This window comes from Acidovorax sp. GW821-FHT10E04, from assembly GCF_059415185.1.
Map to the genome: position 1 here is coordinate 281,503 of NZ_JBWKMT010000003.1, position 14,672 is coordinate 296,174.

Here is a 14,672-nt window from a genome sequence, read left to right on the forward strand (position 1 = left end):
GTCGGTGTTCTCAGCGGGGTTTCAGGGACTTGACGGCCGAGACGGTCAGCTGCCCCATGCCGCGCAGCCCGATCACGATCACGCTTCGGAGCGAGCGCAGTGGCTTGTCGCGCTGGCCGGTGCCCCAGCTGGTGATCCACGCATCGGCCCGCGCGAAGGTCAGCGACGCCAGCTCGGCCTGCTGGTGCAGGCTGAGGTTGTCGAACTTCACGCCCAGGCGGCCCTTGCCGCTGAACGTGACGACCGCGGGAAAGACACCTTCTTCGTCCGACCGGAACAGCGACACCGAAAGGCGGCTGCCCATGGGAATGTCGCTGTCCGGGGGCACGGACAGGCCCAGCCCGTGCTGGGAAAAGTCTTCGGTCTTGCACACCAGCGTGCGCCCGTTGTCGAAGCGGATCACGGCGGGCAGGGAGGCGGCCACGCGCGGCGTGCCCCGGATCTGGCGGGTCTCGCTGGCCACCGCGACGCTGGCGCCCAGCAGGATGACGTTGTAGGTGGTCCAGACCATGTTGATGACCAGCGTCGTGGTTTCATCGCCCGCCGACGAGAACAGCTTCCAGATTCCCACCGCGAACCCGACGAGATTGATGAGGAGCAGCACCACGTAGGGCCGTGCGATGGTCCAGTCGAAATAGGCCTTCTCGATCACCCCGCCCTTGGCCGTCACGTTGAACTTGCCCAGCTTGGGGTTGATGAACGCCACCAGCACCGGGCGCATGATGTACCAGGCCAGCACCGATTCGTACACCTCGTTCCAGAACGAATGGCGAAAGCGCCCCTGGATGCGGGAGTTGGTCACGCTGGCGTGGGCCAGGTGGGGCAGCGCGTAGGCGGTGATCATCAGCGCAGTGGCCTGGAACACATGCGCGCCAAAGAACAGGTAGGCCAGCGGCGCCGTCAGGAAAACCAGGCGCGGCAGGCCGTAGAAGAAGTGCAGCATCGCGTTCAGGTAGCACAGGCGCTGCCCGAACTTGAGGCCCTTGCCGAACAGCGGATTGTCGGTGCGCGCGATCTGCGCCATGCCGCGTGCCCAGCGGATGCGCTGGCCCACGTGGCCGGACAGGCTCTCGGTGGCCAGGCCCGCGGCCTGGGGCACCTCGAGGTAGGCCGTGTTGTAGCCCAGGCGGCTGAGCTTGAGCGCGGTGTGCGCGTCCTCGGTCACGGTTTCCACCGCGATGCCGCCCACTTCCAGCAGCTCCTTGCGGCGGATGATGGCGCAGGAACCGCAGAAGAACGAGGCATTCCACAGGTCATTGCCGTCCTGCACGATGCCGTAGAACAGTTCGCCCTCGTTGGGCATGCGGTGGAACGTGTCCAGGTTGCGCTCGAACGGGTCCGGCGAGAAGAACACGTGCGGTGTCTGCAGCATCACCAGATTGGTGTCCTTGAAGAACCAGCCCATGCAGATCTGCAGGAACGAGCGCGTGGGAATGTGGTCGCAGTCGAAGATGGCGATGTATTCGGAGTGCGTGACTTTCAGCGCCGCGTTGATGTTGCCGGCCTTGGCATGGTGGTTGTTGTCGCGGATCAGGTAGCCCACGCCCAGCTCTTCGCAGAATTCGCGGAACTCGGGGCGGCGGCCGTCGTCGAGCACGTACACGTGGAGCCGGTCGGCCGGCCAGTCCAGGCTCATGGCCGAGAACACGGTCTGGCGCACCACTTCGAGCGGCTCGTTGTACGAAGGGATGAACACGTCCACGCTGGGCCAGGTGCTGATGTCCTGGGGCATGGGAACCGGGCGACGTTGCAGCGGCCACGCCGTCTGGAAGTAGCCGATGAGCAGCACCGCGAACGCATACAGCTCCGCCAGCACCAGGCCGTACCCGAAAGCCGCATCCAGCAGGTTGGTGAACCCGATGGTGTCCGTGAAGCGCCAGTAGATGTAGCGCGACGACGCCGAGATCGACAGCACGATCATGGCCAGCGTGGACAGGCGGCCGGGCGTCTTGCTCAGCAGCAAGGCGGCACCGAACGAGCCCACGGAAAAGAGGATCTGGCCCTGGAGGTCGAGCGGCACGCTGATGACCAGCCCCATCAGGAGGGCACTGAACACCACGGCCGCGACACGCACCACGGGGTGCTGCCACAGGTTCCACCCGGTGATGGCATGCACCACGGTGCGCCAGCGGGCCTGGGGGCTGTGGGAGTCGGCGTCGGCGACTTCGTCGGCCCGGGGACGCTGGTCGACGCTCATCGCGCGGCCCCCGCCAGCGGCAGGCGCAGGCGCTGCGCCAGGACGCGCGCGCAGGCGCGCAGGTCATCGGCCGCCTGGCCCTGTGCGTCGTACTCCAGCACGCTCTGGTCGTAGGCCAGCGCTTCGCGCACGGCCTGGTCCTCGTGGATCACGCCCACCAGCCGCTCGCCCAGGTTGTCCTGCATGACGCGCGTGATGTCCTTGGACAGCTGGCGCGCGCCGTCGGCCTGGTTGAGCACATAGAGCGTTTCGGAAAAGTCGGGGCGCGGCGTGCAGTACGTGTGCACCAGGCGCTGCATCAGGGCGAGCGAGGCATACGATGCCGCGTCGGGCAGGCTGACCACGACGACCACCTGGGCTGCCGCCAGCGCCTGCTGCATGTAGACGGAGGGGCCGGGCGGCGTGTCGATCAGCACGACCGCGTCCTGCGGCAGTTCCAGGCTCTCCAGCTGCTGTGCCAGCCAGTGCGGATGCGCATCCAGATGCCGCTCGAAGGCCACGCGGTCGGCCTCGTTCACCACCCCATAGGGCAGCACATGCACCCCCGAGGGGCTTTCCACGCAGACGGAGGCCCAGCCTTCGCCCGCCAGGCTGGCCCGGGACACGCCCGCGAGGGAGCGGGGATCGGCTCCGAAGTGCAGGCCCAGCGCATTCTGGGGGTCCATGTCCACCACCAGCAAGGTCGCCACGCCCTGGCGCTCCAGCGCGGTGGCCAGGTTCGCGGTCAGTGTCGTCTTGCCCACGCCGCCCTTGGCAGAAACGATGGCAATCACTTTCATGGGTGGCCCTTGCGAGGCTGCCAGGCCGCTGCGGGCCGGGGCGGGGTGTCGCCCGCGCCCGCCAGGCGCGCAAACACCGACGGCAGATCGGCGGGCAGCGAACCGGGTTGCCCCGCCGCCGCATCGGAAGGGGAAGGGGCCGCCGCGGTGCGCAGGCCGGCCAGGCCGGCCAGGGGCGAACGGGCGGCCAGCGCGGCCGAGGGTGGCACGCGGTCCGCCGGGGTCATAGGCGCAGGCATGGGCGTGGGCGCCACCACGGGCGGAGGAACCTCGGCCGCAGGCCGCGCGGCGGGTTGCGCCCAGCCCGCGGGGACGGGCCGTGCCGAAGCCGGCGCGGGCGCGAAGGCCGCCTGGGGCGTCGGGGCGCCGGGGGCGCCGGCGCGGCGGTCTACGGAGGGAATGTCATCGGCGACGGCGTCCCGGACGGCCGACACCAGGGGCCAGCGCTCCCTGGAGAGCTTGTGCTCCTGCTGGCGGGCCAGCTCATGGTAAGGGTCCGCCTTGGCGCCGAACTGCTGAAAGAGGTTCACGATGTCGTCTGAATGCTTCATGGGTCACCGTCAATGCCGAAACGTAGAAATCCGAAATCCGCAGGGCTCAGCGTGCCAGCTGGAGGTGCACGCACCCCCAGGCATCCGCGGGCGCGCGCTGCACCACCTTGAGCTGGCCAGCGCCGGCCAGTTCGAACCAGCCCTGATAGACGCCCTCCAGGAAACCACCCGACCATGGTGCGTGGTCGGGCCCGAACGCAGCGGACACGGGCGACAGGCTGTGGTGGATGTCCAGTTGCGCCACGTCCTGCACCAGGCGGACCCAGCCCCAGTCGATGCGGGTCCACACGGCCGACATGGCCTGCTCCAGCTCCTGCAGGGTGGCGCACGCCGGCAGGGGATGCTCCGCCGCGAACCGTGCCCCCACCCGGAACATCAGCGCGCGCAGGTCTTCCGGCGCGAGTGCGGCGGCAAACTCCGACGCCAGGGCCTGAAAGAACCCCCTCCACTGGACCGTGCACTGCTGCTGGGCCAGGTGTTCGGCGATCTCGGGACTGGAGGGCATGGAAACGATGGAGGACATGGCGCGCACGCGAGCAAGCATCGGGCCGGTGATGGCCCTCGGCGGGGTGGACTAAGGGTTTACCATATGCATCGGTTGATACATGTGGTTTCAAACAGCGTTTGCAGGAATTTTAGGAGCCCTGCCCGCCGAAATGGCACTTGCCGCAGCGAACAGAAGGTCAACTTAGTTCAACTGGCGGTATCTACGTAGAGGGTTGTGGGTGCCACACCACATATCTCGCATCAATTGCTATTGAATCGTTAATTCGATAGTCAGTGACAATTGAAAAGCCCGCATTTGCGACCCGCCGCCACCTGGGCTGCGCTGGAAAAATCCCGAGTGTTTCAGTCTGTAGCCGACCCGATGACCCCGCCACCCAGGCACACCTCCCCGTCGTACAGGACCGCGCTCTGGCCGGGCGTGACCGCCCATTGCGCCTGGGAAAACCGCAGCTGGAAATCCGTGCCCGCCGCGCTGACGACCGAGCAGGCGGCGTCCTGCTGCCGATAGCGGGTCTTGGCGCCGTAGTGGCCGGGAACCGGTGGGTGGCCCGACGTCCAGCTGGCATCCTGGGCCTGCAGGGCGTGGGACAGGAGCCAGGGATGGTCATGCCCTTGCACCACGCGCAGCGTGTTCGTGGCGAGATCCTTGCGGGCGACAAACCAGGGCGCGTGATCGCCGCCGCCGCGCTGCACGCCTTTTTCCTTGATGCCGCCAATGCCCAGCCCCTGGCGCTGGCCCAGCGTGTAGAAGCTCAAGCCCACATGCTTGCCGATGGTGCGCCCCCGGTCGTCCTGGATGGGGCCCGGTGCGTGGCTGATGTAGCGGTTCAGGAACTCGCGGAACGGCCGCTCGCCGATGAAGCAGATGCCGGTGGAGTCCTTCTTCCTGGCGTTGGGCAGCCCGATCTCCTCGGCGATGCGGCGCACCTCGGTCTTGTGCAGCTCGCCCACCGGGAACAGGGTCTTGGACAGCTGGGCCTGGTTCAGGCGGTGCAGGAAGTAGCTCTGGTCCTTGGACGGGTCGAGCCCCTTGAGCAGCTCGAACAGGCCCGAGGCCGGGTTCCGGCGCACCCGCGCGTAATGTCCCGTGGCGATCTTCTCGGCGCCCAGGCGCATGGCGTGGTCCAGGAAGGCCTTGAACTTGATTTCGGCGTTGCACAGCACGTCGGGGTTGGGCGTGCGGCCGGCCTGGTACTCGCGCAGGAACTCGGCGAACACGCGGTCCTTGTAGTCGGCCGCGAAGTTGACGTGCTCGATCTCGATGCCGATCACGTCGGCCACGGCGGCCGCGTCCACGAAGTCGATGTTGGACGAGCAGAACTCGCTGTCGTCGTCGTCTTCCCAGTTCTTCATGAAGATGCCGACCACCTCATGGCCCTGCTGTTTGAGCAGGTGGGCGGTCACGGCGGAGTCCACGCCGCCGGAGAGGCCGACGACGACGCGCTGCTTGGGGGATGCTGTCATCGCACCGATTGTATTTTTTGTAGCGGCAGGGCACGCGCGGGCGCCAGGAACGCCCTGTCCCCCGGCAGGCCATCCGGCGGCCGGGGACAGGGCTGGGCGGAACTACACGAACTTGCCCGTGATGCCGCCGTCCACCACCAGTTCGGTGCCGGTCACATAGGCCGCCGCATCGCTGGCCAGGAAGGCGCAGGCGTGCGCCACGTCCCAGGCGGTGCCCATGCGGCCCATGGGCACCTGGCGGGCGCGCGCGGCGCGGGCCTCGTCGAGGCTGGCGTCCGAGAACATCTTGGCCACCGTGGTCGCGATGCGCGGCGTGTCGATGAGCCCCGGCACCACGGTGTTGGCGCGCACGCCCTGGCCCGCGTACTGCTGCGCCACCAGACGCGTGAAGTGGGTGACCGCCGCCTTGGTGACGCCATACGCCAGGTGCGGGTAGCCCAGGTAGCGCATGCCCGCGATGGACGAGATCGTGATGATCGAGCCCCGGCCCCGCTCCACCATGCCGGGCAGCACCTGCTGGCAGGCCAGCAGCAGGCTGTTCACGTTCACGCCGTGGATGCGGTCGAAGTCCTCGGCGCTGGTCTCCAGCGGACCGCCGGTCTTGCCGATGCCCACGTTGTGGTGCAGCACGTCGATGGCGCCGCCGAAGCGTTCGCGCGCCTCGGCGAACAGGCGCTTCACCTCCGCCGCCTCGGCCACATCGCCCACGAAGGTGGCGGCGGTGCCGCCCTCGGCATGGATCAACGCCGTGGTCTCTTCAGCGGAGGCCGCATCGCGGTCGGCCACGCAGACGCTGGCGCCCAGGCGGGCGTAGGTCACGCAGGCAGCGCGGCCAATGCTCCAGCCCGGTCCGGCAGACCCGCCCCCGGCCACGAAGACCACACGGCCCGAGAGGTCCAGCGGCAGGGCGGGTGGATGCGGTACGGCGCTCACGCCGGGCCGCCCTGGCCCGCGCCGCCGACGAAGGGGATCGCATGCTCCACCGTGTCCCAGATGAAGCGGCCCGACGGGCTGTCTTGCTCCTCCACGATGTGCGCCACCAAGCCGGCCGCGCGCGAGATCACGGCAAAGCCGCGCATCACCGCCGTGGGCACGCCGATCTCGCCCAGCAGCGCCGCCACCGCGCCCGTGGCGTTGATGGTGATGGCGCGGCCTGCGACCTCATCGACGGCGCTGGACAGCATCTCCAGCGCGCGGATCTTGTCGCCCTGCAGTTCGGCCTCGGCGCGGCCCATCTCCAGCAGCTTGTAGGCGCGTGGGTCCACGGGCTTGTGCAGGTGGTGGCCAAAGCCGGGCACTGGGGATTTCAGGCCCTTGTAGTGGCGTGCAATGGCCAGCGCTTCGGCTTCGGGGTCCTCAGCCGCCGCGATGCGGTCGAGCAGACTGGAGCAGTTCTCCATGGTGCCCACGAAGGAGCTGCCCACGGCCAGCAGGCCCGCGCTCACGGCGCCCTGCAGGTTCTCGGGCGCGCTCATGTAGATCAGCCGCGTGGCGATCGCACTGGGCGTGAGGCCGTGCTCCATGAGCACGATGAGCACCACGTCGGTGATGCGCAGGTCCACGCCGCGCGGCGCGCGGCCCAGGATCTGCATGAGCATCACCTCGGTGAAGGTCTTCTTCCCCATCAAGTCCTCGACCAGGTTTGCATCGCGGTAATGCAGGCTGGTGAGGGTGTGGGTGCACAGGCGGGTGACGGGGGTCTTGGAAGTGGTGGAGGTCATGTGAATGGTTCCTTCAGGCCGTGGCGGCCAATGCCGCATCGCGCACGGCGGACTTGAGCACCTTGCCCACGGGCGAACGGGGCAGGCTCTCGTGGAAATGGATGTGCTTGGGCGTCTGCACCGGCCCCAGGCGTTCGCGCACGAAGGCGATCAGCTCGGCTTCCGTCGCCTGCGCGCCGGGGCGCAATTGCACGGCGGCCTGCACGGTCTCGCCCCACTTGTCGTCGGGCAGCCCGAACACGGCGCATTCGTGCACCGCGGGGTGCTGGCCCAGCGCGTTCTCCACATCCACGGGGTAGACGTTGAAGCCGCCGGTGATCACCATGTCCTTGAGCCGGTCCTTGAGGTAGAGATAACCGCGTTCGTCGATGAGCCCGCGGTCGCCGGTGTGCAGCCAGCCGTCCACCAGGGTCTCGGCGGTCTTCTCGGGCAGGCGCCAGTAGCCGGTCATCAGCAGGTCGCCACGCGCCACCACCTCGCCCACCTCGCCCGTGGGCAGCAGGCGGCCGTCGGGCGCCATGATGGCCACGTCGCTGAACCAGGTGGTGCGGCCCACGGCCGCCCAGTTGGCCGGGTCCTCGAAGTCCCCGGGCTGCATCACGGTGAGGATCTGCGGCGCCTCGGTCTGGCCGTAGGTGGTGCCCAGCACGGGGCCGAAGAAATCGCGCACCTGGCGGATCTTCTCGGGCGGCATGGGCGCACCGCCGTAGATCAGCCGGCGCAGGCGCGGAAAGTCCGCGCGCGACACGCCCGGCAGCGCCATCAGCATATAGACCAGTGTGGGCGGCATGAAGCACACCGTGCCGCCGCGCTCGCGGAAGGCCGTGCGCACCGCCTCGGCGCCCGCGCCGCCCAGCACCACGTGGCAGCCGCCCTGCGCCAGGATGGGCAGCAGGTAGGTGGAGGTACCGTGCGTGATGGGCGCGGCCACGATGTAGCGCTCGTGCTCGTCGAAGCCCCAGGCGTGGATCTGGTTAGTGATGTTGGCCATCCACGCGCGGTAGGGCTGCATCACGCCCTTGGGCGCGCCCGTAGTGCCGCCCGTGAACTTGATGGCCTGGGTGGCGTCGTCCGGCAAGTCGATCACCGGGCGCTGCGCGCCCGCATGCACGGCGGCCAGGTCGGCAAGCCCTGCGGTCGGCACGCGGGCACCGGGTGCCCCTTCGACCAGATCGGCACAGGCCGTGTCGAGCACCAGGATGGAGGGCTCGGTCGCGTCGATGATGCGGCGGATTTCGGGTCGGGTGCTCTTGGGGTTGAGCGGCACCCAGACCTTGCCGCAGGCCAGCACCGCCAGCAGCGCAGCGATGTGGTCGGCGCTGTTGCCCGCGCAGATGCCCACGCGGCTTTGGGGTGTGGGGTCGATGGCGGTGAAGCCCGCCGCCAGCGCTGCCACGCGGGCGGCCAGCGCGTCGTAGCGGATGGCGCCCTCGGGCGCGTCGATGGCGATGCGGTCGGGCCAGCGCTGGGCGGCGCGCCAGAAGAAGTCGATGGGGAACATAGGGGCGGCAGGGGAGGTTGCGGGAGGTTGCGTATTACTCGGCCGATGCGCCCGATTCCTTGACGACCTCGCGCCAGCGCTTGATCTCGGCGGCGGCAAAGCCGCGCATCTTGTCGGGCGTGCCCCCATCGGGCGTGGCGGCCAGCTCCTGCAGGCGGTTGCGCACCTCGGGCTGGGCCAGCACCTTGTTGAGGGCCGCATTGACCTGCTCGACCACGGCGCGCGGCGTGCCCGCCGGTGCGGCCAGACCAAACCACGACTGCACGTCGAAGCCCGCATAGCCCGACTCGGCCAGCGTGGGCACATCCGGCAGCAAGGGCGAGCGCTGGGCGCTGGTGATGGCAATGGCGCGCAGCTTGCCCGCCTGCACATGCGGCAGCGCCGAGGGCGTGTTGTCGAACATCGAATCCACCTGGCCGCCCAGCAAGTCGGTGACGGCAGGCGCGCTGCCCCGGTAAGGCACGTGCAGCATCTTGAGCTTGGACTGCATCTTGAACATCTCGCCCGAGAGATGGATGGACGAGCCGCTGCCCGAGGACGCGAAGGTGATGCCGTCCTTGGACTCCTTGGCGTAGCGCACGTAGTCGGCCAGGTTCTTGATGGGCAGCCTGGGGTTGACCACCAGGATGTTCGGAATCCTGGCGATCATGCCGATGGGCTCGAAGTCCTTGACCGGGTCGTAGCCGAGCTTGGGGTACAGCGTGGCGTTGATGGTGTTGGCGATGGTGTAGACGTACAGCGTGTAGCCGTCGGCCGGCGAGCGCGCCACGGCCTCGGCGCCCACGTTGCTGTTGGCGCCCGCGCGGTTGTCCACCAACACGGGCTGGCCCAGCTGGTCGCCGAGCCTGGCGCCCACCAGGCGCGCGATCACATCGGTGGCGCCGCCAGCCGCATAGCCCACGACGAGCTTCACGGGCTTGGCGGGCCAGCCCGTGGCGCTGGCGGTCTGGGCCTGCAGGGGCAGGGCGGCGGTGCAGGCGATGGCGGCGGCCAGGGCCAGCAGGCGCCGGCGCGGAGCCGTGTAGGGCGTGGCAGAGGGAGTGGTATGCGAGGTCATGTCTTGTCTCCTGGTGTGTCTGAAAATCCGTCTGGGCGCCCCGGCGGCGTGGCTCTGCGGCACACTGCGCGCTGGTTGCATCGACGGACAAATTCTTTCCCATGCCCTCCCGACCTGCGAATCGAAACGTCCGTCTGCCGGACGTTCCACCCCCGCCCGAAGCCCCCGACGACCCCGGCAGCCGCACGCTGCGCCGGGGCCTGCAGGTGCTGGACGCCGTGCTGGCCCAGGGTCGCGACGGCGCGCGCGTGGTCGACCTGTGCCGCGCGGCGGGGCTGGAGCGCGCCACCGTCTACCGCCTGCTGGCCACGCTGCTGGAGAGCGGCTATGTGGCGCAGCGCGGGCGCTTTCGCTACGTGGCGGGCCCGCGCCTTGCGGCCATGGCCGAGCCCGCGGGCCAGCCCAACATGGCCATGCGCCTGGCGCCCGTGCTGGAGCGCGTGAGCCGCGCCTGCGGCGATGCGGCCTTCGCCATCGTGCGCGAGGGGCCCACTTCGCACTGCATCGCCCGCCACGTGGGCACGCACCCGGTGCAGATCCTCGTGATCCAGGTGGGCACGCGCCAGCCGCTGGGCGTGGGCGCGGCGGGCCTGGCGCTGCTGGCCGCATTGCCCGATGCCGAGATGCAGGCCGCCATCGCCGCCAACGCGCAGGCGCTGCCGCGCTACGGCGGCATGACGCCCGAGCGCCTGGCCATCCTGGTGCGCGCCACGCGCGAGCGCGGCTGGTCGGTGGTGGGCAACCACGCCACCCAGGGCGTGCTGGCCGCCGGCATGGCCGTGCGCAACGCGGCCGGCGAGCCCGTGGCCGCGATCAGCGTGGCATCCACCGTGGACCGCATGCCGCGCGAGCGCCAGCAGCTCATCGCGCGCTGGATGCGCGAGGCGCTGGCGGCGCTGCTGCCGGGCGGGGTGTGAGCGGCCGGGCGCCAGATACTATCAAAACAGTAGCTGTCAGCGCTTATGGATAAAGCGCTACAAGCCTATTTCGACCAAAACCCCGGTCGCGGCGGAATGTGCGAACATCCGCCCCATCACGCGCCGTGATGGCCGCGGCCCCGAGGACCCCGATGGAACTGAGACAACTGCGCTACTTCGTGCGCGTGGTGGAGCGCGGCTCCATGAGCCGCGCCGCGCTGGACCTGGACGTGGTGCAGTCCGCGCTGAGCCAGCAGATCACCCGGCTGGAGGGCGAGCTGGCCACGCGCCTGCTGCACCGCACGCCGCGCGGCGTGGCGCCCACCGAGGCGGGGCTGGCCTTCTTCCGCGAGGCGCAGCTCACCCTGCGCCATGCCGACCAGGCCGTGCGCGCCGCGCAGCAGGCGCGGCTGTCGGGCACCGTCACCGTGGGCCTGGCGCCCACCACGTCGAGCGTGCTGGGCCTGCCGCTGATGCAGGCCATGCGCGCGCGCTACCCCGACGTGCGGCTGCACATGGTCGAGAGCATGTCGGGCCACCTCACGGCCATGCTCAACGCGCGCGAGCTGGACCTGGCCGTGCTGTTCGACACCCGCCTGCACCAGGCGCGCCAGGCCAGCGGCGCGCGCCGCTGGGAGATGGCGCCTTTGCTCGAGGAAGACCTGTTCCTCATCTGCGCGCGCAGCGGCCCCGGCAACCCCGGCGGCCGGCAGCTGCCCGAGACCCTGACGGTGGCCGAACTGGTCCATGAACCCCTGATCCTGCCCACCGGCCCGCACGGCCTGCGCAGCACGCTGGACACCGCCTTCGCGCGCGACCGCGTGGCGCCGCACGTGGTGCTGGAGGTGGACTCGCTCGCCATGGTGATGGCCGCCGTGGACGCGGGCCTGGGCTCCACCGTGCAGCCCTGGGCCGCCATGGGCCGCTACCCGGATGCCGCCCTGCGCTTCCAGTGCGCGCGCCTGACCGACGCGCCCGCGCGCCGCGTCAACCTGCTGTGCAGCCTGCCCGATGAAGAGCTCTCGCCCGCCGCGCTGGCCACGCGCGTGGTGGTGGCCGACTGCGTGCGCCAACTCGTGGCCACCGGCCAGTGGTTCGGAACGACATGGATCGGTGGCGAGGGCGCGCCCGCCTGAACCTGCCACGCGCTGCCATCTCGATCCGTGATACCCCCATGACCTGAGCCTGCTGCACGGAGGGCCCACGTCTCCCTACAGTCGCCGTCACCACGATGAACGACACGGCGACCTCGCCAGGAGACACCCCATGGGCCCCAAAACCCCTTCTTCATTCCCCCACGCACAGCGCATGGCCTGGAGCCACCGGCCATGAGCGGCGACGCTGTGGTTGATGTGCTCGTCATCGGCGGCGGCAACGCCGCCCTGTGCGCCGCCCTGATGGCGCGCGAGGCCGGCGCCAGCGTGCTGTTGCTCGAATCGGCCCCACGCGCCTGGCGCGGTGGCAACTCTGCCCACACCCGCAACCTGCGCTGCATGCACGACGCGCCGCAGGACGTGCTGGTCGGCGCCTACCCCGAAGAAGAGTTCTGGCAAGACCTGCTCAAGGTGACGGGCGGCCTCACCAACGAACACCTGGCGCGCCTGGTGATCCGCGAGTCGAGCACCTGCCGGCCCTGGATGCGCCGCCACGGCGTGCACTTTCAGCCCGCGTTGGCCGGCACGCTGCACGTGGCGCGCACCAACGCGTTCTTCATGGGCGGGGGCAAGGCGCTGGTCAATGCCTACTACCGCAGCGCCGAGGCGCTGGGCGTGCGGGTGCGCTACGAAGCCCCGGTGGAGCGCCTGGACATCGACAACGGCCGCTTCGTCGCGGCGCACCTGGCCGGCGGCGAGCGCATCACGGCCAAGAGCTGCGTGCTCGCGGCGGGCGGGTTCGAGTCCAATCGCGAATGGCTGCGCGAGGCCTGGGGCCAGAACGAACGCGGCGAGTGGCCGTCGGACAACTTCCTCATCCGCGGCACGGCCTACAACCGGGGCGTGCTGCTGCGCCACCTGCTCGACGACCACGGCGCCGACCGCATCGGCGACCCCACGCAGGCGCACATGGTGGCCATCGACGCGCGCGCGCCGCTGTACGACGGCGGCATCTGCACGCGCATCGACTGCGTGTCGCTGGGCGTGGTGGTCAACCGCGATGGCGAGCGTTTCTACGACGAGGGCGAGGACTTCTGGCCCAAGCGATACGCGATCTGGGGCCGCCTGGTGGCGCAGCAGCCGGGGCAGATCGGCTACTCGGTCATCGACAGCCAGGCCATCGGCCGCTTCATGCCGCCCGTGTTCCCGGGCGTGAAGGCCGACACCCTGCCCGAGCTGGCGCAACAACTCGGCCTGCCCGTGGACCGCTTCATGCGCACGCTGGACAGCTACAACGCCGCCTGCCGCGTGGGCACCTTCGACCACACCACGCTGGACGACTGCCACACCGAGGGCATCGCGCCCGCCAAGACCCACTGGGCGCGGCCCATCGCCACCGGCCCGTTCTACGGCTACGCGCTCAGGCCCGGCGTGACCTTCACCTACCTGGGCCTGCGCACCGACGACACCGCCGCCGTGCGCTTTGGCGACGTGCCGAGCCCCAACCTGTTCGTGGCCGGCGAAATGATGGCCGGCAACGTGCTGGGCAAGGGCTACACGGCCGGGGTGGGCATGAGCATCGGCACGGCCTTCGGCCGCATCGCGGGCGCACAGGCCGCTTTGGCATCCAAACAGGCTCCAGCGCTTATCCACAAAGCGCCAGCAGCTATGAAAACAGGAGTTAGTGATGCAAACGCTTGAAGCCCTGACGCGCGACGCCCGGGCGCTGGCGAACGGCAACATCGTGCTGTCGGCCCCCGAAACCGAAGTGGCCCGTCAGCTGCAGATCTGCAACGCCTGCCGCTACTGCGAGGGCTTTTGCGCCGTCTTCCCCGCCATGACGCGGCGGCTGGAGTTTGGCAAGGCCGACATCCACTTCATTGCCAACCTGTGCCACAACTGCGGTGCCTGCCTGCACGCCTGCCAATACGCGCCGCCGCATGAATTTGCGGTGAACGTACCGCAGGCCATGGCCCAGGTGCGGGGGCAGACCTACACCGACTACGCCTGGCCCCTGGCGCTCGGTGCGCTCTACCAGCGCAACGGGCTGACCCTGGCACTGGCCCTGGTGGCAGGCCTCACGCTGTTCATGGTGCTGGCCGTAGCGCTGCATGGCCAGGGCCTGGGTGCGCTGTGGCAGTCGCCCGTGGGCGGCTTCTACGGCATCTTTCCGCACAACCTGCTGGTGGGCCTGTTCGCGCCGGTGTTCCTGTTCGCCACGCTGGCGCTGGGCCTGGGCGTGCGCCGCTTCTGGCGCGACGTGACGCCCGCCACCAGCGGCGCGCCGCTGAGCGCGCCCGCCACGGTCGAGGCCGCCGACGCGGTGCTCCGCCTCAAATACCTGGACGGCGGCCATGGCGACGGCTGCCACAACGAGGACGATGCCTACACCCTGTCGCGCCGGCGGTTTCACCACCTCACGTTCTACGGCTTCATGCTGTGCTTTGCCGCCACCAGCGTCGCCACGCTGTACCACTACCTGCTGGGCGCGCCCGCACCGTACGACCTGCCCAGCCTGCCCAAGCTGCTGGGCGGCGTGGGCGGCATCAGCCTGGCCATCGGCACGGCGGGCCTGTGGCGCTTGAACCTGCGCCGTCACCCACAGCATGGCGACGCCGCGCAAAAGCCCATGGACCGCGCCTTCATCGCGCTGCTGTTCCTCACCGCCACCAGCGGCCTGCTGCTCTGGGCCGCGCGCGGCACGCCCGCCCTGCCGCTGCTGCTGTGCCTGCACCTGGGCGCGGTGATGGCGCTGTTCGCCACCCTGCCCTACGGCAAGTTCGCGCACGGCATTTTCCGCACCGCATCGCTGCTGCGCCATGCGGTGGAAAAGCGCCAGCCCAACCCCATCGGGCTGGGCGCTGATTGATTCACTGACACCACA

The 14,672-nt window shown here is 69.6% G+C and carries 13 protein-coding genes; 4 read left to right on the forward strand and 9 right to left on the reverse strand.

Going from position 1 to position 14,672, the window contains the following annotated elements; all coding sequences use genetic code 11:
• Positions 1–10: 10 nt before the first annotated feature.
• The 9 genes from bcsA to AC07OC_RS10695 form a co-directional block, all read right to left on the reverse strand.
• A complete protein-coding gene (gene bcsA / locus AC07OC_RS10655; RefSeq protein ID WP_218297089.1) occupies positions 11–2,197 on the reverse strand; it encodes a UDP-forming cellulose synthase catalytic subunit in 2,187 nt (728 codons plus the stop codon).
• Positions 2,194–2,976: a cellulose biosynthesis protein BcsQ gene (bcsQ, locus tag AC07OC_RS10660; RefSeq protein WP_218297088.1), complete on the reverse strand. Its 783-nt coding sequence runs from the start codon at positions 2,974–2,976 to the stop codon at positions 2,194–2,196. The genes bcsA and bcsQ overlap by 4 nt, the downstream gene beginning before the upstream one ends.
• On the reverse strand, positions 2,973–3,527 hold the full coding sequence (gene bcsP, locus AC07OC_RS10665; protein WP_218339405.1) for a cellulose biosynthesis protein BcsP: 555 nt from the start codon (positions 3,525–3,527) through the stop codon (positions 2,973–2,975). Before bcsP ends, bcsQ begins: the two co-directional genes overlap by 4 nt.
• 46 nt (positions 3,528–3,573) lie before the next feature.
• Positions 3,574–4,050: a cellulose biosynthesis protein BcsD gene (gene bcsD / locus AC07OC_RS10670; protein ID WP_255590973.1), complete on the reverse strand. Its 477-nt coding sequence runs from the start codon at positions 4,048–4,050 to the stop codon at positions 3,574–3,576.
• A gap of 326 nt (positions 4,051–4,376) precedes the next feature.
• Positions 4,377–5,498, reverse strand: a complete 1,122-nt coding sequence (mnmA, locus tag AC07OC_RS10675; RefSeq protein WP_218339404.1) for a tRNA 2-thiouridine(34) synthase MnmA — start codon at positions 5,496–5,498, stop codon at positions 4,377–4,379.
• Between the two features lie 102 nt (positions 5,499–5,600).
• The gene (locus AC07OC_RS10680; protein ID WP_218339403.1) at positions 5,601–6,431 is read right to left on the reverse strand and encodes an SDR family NAD(P)-dependent oxidoreductase; all 831 of its coding nucleotides are present in this window, start codon (positions 6,429–6,431) and stop codon (positions 5,601–5,603) included.
• Complete coding sequence (locus AC07OC_RS10685) at positions 6,428–7,219, reverse strand: citryl-CoA lyase (protein ID WP_218339402.1); 792 nt, start codon at positions 7,217–7,219, stop codon at positions 6,428–6,430. The genes AC07OC_RS10680 and AC07OC_RS10685 overlap by 4 nt, the downstream gene beginning before the upstream one ends.
• A 13-nt stretch (positions 7,220–7,232) precedes the next feature.
• Positions 7,233–8,720 (reverse strand): class I adenylate-forming enzyme family protein, encoded by a 1,488-nt coding sequence (locus tag AC07OC_RS10690; RefSeq protein ID WP_218339401.1) that lies wholly within the window; start codon positions 8,718–8,720, stop codon positions 7,233–7,235.
• Positions 8,721–8,754: 34 nt separating this feature from the next.
• The gene (locus AC07OC_RS10695) at positions 8,755–9,777 is read right to left on the reverse strand and encodes a tripartite tricarboxylate transporter substrate binding protein (RefSeq protein ID WP_218339400.1); all 1,023 of its coding nucleotides are present in this window, start codon (positions 9,775–9,777) and stop codon (positions 8,755–8,757) included.
• 101 nt (positions 9,778–9,878) lie between these two features.
• On the opposite strand from AC07OC_RS10695, the gene AC07OC_RS10700 reads away from it, so the two are divergent.
• The 4 genes from AC07OC_RS10700 to tcuB all read left to right on the forward strand — a co-directional run bounded on the left by AC07OC_RS10700 (position 9,879) and on the right by tcuB (position 14,657).
• A complete protein-coding gene (locus tag AC07OC_RS10700) occupies positions 9,879–10,694 on the forward strand; it encodes an IclR family transcriptional regulator (RefSeq protein WP_218297081.1) in 816 nt (271 codons plus the stop codon).
• 152 nt (positions 10,695–10,846) lie between these two features.
• Positions 10,847–11,830, forward strand: coding sequence for a LysR family transcriptional regulator (locus tag AC07OC_RS10705; RefSeq protein WP_218297080.1), 984 nt, complete (start codon positions 10,847–10,849; stop codon positions 11,828–11,830).
• Positions 11,831–12,022: 192 nt separating this feature from the next.
• Positions 12,023–13,489, forward strand: coding sequence for an FAD-dependent tricarballylate dehydrogenase TcuA (gene tcuA, locus AC07OC_RS10710; protein WP_218339399.1), 1,467 nt, complete (start codon positions 12,023–12,025; stop codon positions 13,487–13,489).
• The gene (gene tcuB / locus AC07OC_RS10715) at positions 13,476–14,657 is read left to right on the forward strand and encodes a tricarballylate utilization 4Fe-4S protein TcuB (protein WP_494596976.1); all 1,182 of its coding nucleotides are present in this window, start codon (positions 13,476–13,478) and stop codon (positions 14,655–14,657) included. Before tcuA ends, tcuB begins: the two co-directional genes overlap by 14 nt.
• The last annotated feature ends 15 nt before the right edge of the window (positions 14,658–14,672 follow it).

Excerpts from the sequence above, each read along its gene's own strand:
- bcsA (WP_218297089.1), bottom strand. The coding sequence starts at position 2,197 with ATGAGCGTCGACCAGCGTCCCCGGGCCGACGAAGTCGCCGACGCCGAC.
- bcsQ (WP_218297088.1), bottom strand. The coding sequence starts at position 2,976 with ATGAAAGTGATTGCCATCGTTTCTGCCAAGGGCGGCGTGGGCAAGACG.
- bcsP (WP_218339405.1), bottom strand. The coding sequence starts at position 3,527 with ATGAAGCATTCAGACGACATCGTGAACCTCTTTCAGCAGTTCGGCGCC.
- bcsD (WP_255590973.1), bottom strand. The coding sequence starts at position 4,050 with ATGTCCTCCATCGTTTCCATGCCCTCCAGTCCCGAGATCGCCGAACAC.
- mnmA (WP_218339404.1), bottom strand. The coding sequence starts at position 5,498 with ATGACAGCATCCCCCAAGCAGCGCGTCGTCGTCGGCCTCTCCGGCGGC.
- AC07OC_RS10685 (WP_218339402.1), bottom strand. The coding sequence starts at position 7,219 with ATGACCTCCACCACTTCCAAGACCCCCGTCACCCGCCTGTGCACCCAC.
- AC07OC_RS10690 (WP_218339401.1), bottom strand. The coding sequence starts at position 8,720 with ATGTTCCCCATCGACTTCTTCTGGCGCGCCGCCCAGCGCTGGCCCGAC.
- AC07OC_RS10695 (WP_218339400.1), bottom strand. The coding sequence starts at position 9,777 with ATGACCTCGCATACCACTCCCTCTGCCACGCCCTACACGGCTCCGCGC.
- AC07OC_RS10700 (WP_218297081.1), top strand. The coding sequence starts at position 9,879 with ATGCCCTCCCGACCTGCGAATCGAAACGTCCGTCTGCCGGACGTTCCA.
- AC07OC_RS10705 (WP_218297080.1), top strand. The coding sequence starts at position 10,847 with ATGGAACTGAGACAACTGCGCTACTTCGTGCGCGTGGTGGAGCGCGGC.
- tcuA (WP_218339399.1), top strand. The coding sequence starts at position 12,023 with ATGAGCGGCGACGCTGTGGTTGATGTGCTCGTCATCGGCGGCGGCAAC.
- tcuB (WP_494596976.1), top strand. The coding sequence starts at position 13,476 with ATGCAAACGCTTGAAGCCCTGACGCGCGACGCCCGGGCGCTGGCGAAC.